At 62.9% G+C, this 2,125-nt stretch carries 2 protein-coding genes; one reads left to right on the forward strand and one right to left on the reverse strand.

The features are described 5' to 3' along the window. Positions 1-401: 401 nt before the first annotated feature. A complete protein-coding gene (locus tag A2I95_RS33205; protein ID WP_291736681.1) occupies positions 402-848 on the reverse strand; it encodes a hypothetical protein in 447 nt (148 codons plus the stop codon). A 122-nt stretch (positions 849-970) separates the two neighbouring features. On the opposite strand from A2I95_RS33205, the gene trkA reads away from it, so the two are divergent. Continuing rightward, positions 971-2,125 (forward strand): Trk system potassium transporter TrkA (gene trkA / locus A2I95_RS33210; RefSeq protein ID WP_291736683.1); only part of this gene is annotated, 1,155 nt, incomplete at its 3' end.

The following is a 2,125-nucleotide window of genomic DNA, read 5'->3' on the forward strand; positions in this document are numbered from 1 at the left end:
CCGGGGTTAACCCCAGCCTCCGCCGCCGCCACCGCCGGAACCACCACCTCCGCCGCCGCCGGAACCTCCGCCGCCGCCGCCTTGATAGGCGGGTTCAGGCGCTTCTTCTGCCGGGATCACCGGGGCCCTGGTCGCCGCTGCAGGTGCCGGCCGCGTTGTCGGCGCGCTGTAAGTTGCAGGTGCCGGCGCCGGGGCTGCCGTAGGTGGAGGGGCAATCGGGGCCACTGGTTCGCAGGCGGCTGTCACAGCTGCAAAAGGCAGCGCGGCAAACAGGAAATGTATCCGCATCGGGTACCTTTCTCCTTGAAATACTGATCAACAAACATTCCGGCATCAGCTTACTTGATCCGGTGACGCAATTCAAAGTTAGCCTGCCGCGCACCTTCGGCAAGGAAGTGACACTAGCCGCCGGTGCGGATGCTGACGCTGCCATCCTTGTTGCGCTGCGCGCAGGATGCTTCGCTCAGCGGGGCCAGCTGCGGCCCGGGCACCGCAGCCGCGTTGCTTCGGGTGCAGCGTTTCAGTGTGATTTGCTGGTAGCCCTTGGCCGTCATGCAGGATTTCTCCAGCCGAAGGCGCAGGGGCTTGTTCACATCCACTGTGTAGATGCCGCCGTCTACCCAATAGCCGGGGCGGTAATAACAGCTGCCGCCGGAACAGACCTTGCGGCCGGGATAAAAAACCGGAGGGTGCTGGCGGATTTCATTCGCGACAGGCGCATCCTGCAGCGCTTGTGCTGCACAGCCGAGTTCATCGCTTTGCAGGCGGGAGACTTCTGCCCCCTGCCTGTAGTAAACAGGAATCGGGCCGCAGGCTGCCGTGCCAAGCAGCAGGACCAAGGCCGCCATGATCGTTCGATCCTTGCACATACGCGAAGAATGGCTGCAATCAGAGCGAGTTACAATTAAATTGACCGTGAAAGCGGCTTCTGTCATTCACATCGGACGAATTTCCGCCAAGGGACACGCAAATGAAGGTCATTATCTGCGGTGCGGGCCAGGTCGGCTGGCAGATCGCCCGGCACCTGTCCGGCGAGCACAATGATGTGACGGTTGTCGACAACAACCCGGAACTGGTGCGGCGGGCGACCGATACGCTGGACGTGCAGGGGATCCATGGTTTTGCCTCTTATCCGGATGTGCTGGACCGGGCCGGGGCGCGGGACGCCGACATGATCATCGCGGCCACCCATTCGGACGAGGTCAACATGGTGACCTGCCAGGTGGCGCATTCGGTCTTCAAGATCCAGCGCAAGATCGCGCGCCTGCGGGCCAAAAGCTATCTTACGGCGATCTACTCCGACCTGTATCAGCGCGAGCATCTGCCGATCGACGTGGTGATCAGTCCCGAGCGGGAGGTGGCGGCAGCAGCGATGCAACGGCTGTCAGCGCCGGCGGCGTTTGACACCGAGACATTCATGGGTGGCAAGGCGCAGCTTCTTGGTATCCAAATCGACGCCGATTGCCCGGTGGTGAATACGCCGCTGCGGCAGCTGACCGATTTGTTCTCGACGCTGCGCGCGATAGTGGTCGGGGTGCGGCGCGACGGCAGTTTGTTTGCGCCGGAACCGGGTGATCAGTTGTTCGTGGGCGACAGCTGCTATGTGTTCAGCCACGCCGACGACGTGCCCCGCACCATCGAAGTGTTCGGCAAGCACGAAAAGCGCCAGGACCGGGTGGTTGTGGTCGGCGGCGGCAACGTCGGCCTGGAAGTGGCCAAGGCGCTGGAGGCCAGCACAACACGGATCCGGGCCAAAATGATCGAACGCGACCGCGCCTGTGCCGAGCGGGCGGCGGAAACCCTGGAACGCACCATCGTGCTGAACGGCGACGGGCTGGACCGGGCGCTGATGATCGAAGCGGGCATCGACAAGGCAGACGCGATGTTGGCGGTGACGGATGATGATAAGACCAATATGCTGGCCGCGGTGCGCGCCAAGGCCGAGGGCTGCCCGCTGGCGATTGCACTGATCAACGATCCGACGCTGGTGCCCCTGCTGCCGCATCTGGGCATCGATGCCTATATCAATCCCCGCTCCACCACCGTCAGTTCTATCCTGCGCCATATCCGCTATGGCCGGGTGCGGCAGGTCTATTCTTTGGGCGATGCTGAGGCTGAGATGATC

This window comes from Leisingera sp. F5 (genome assembly GCF_001593695.1).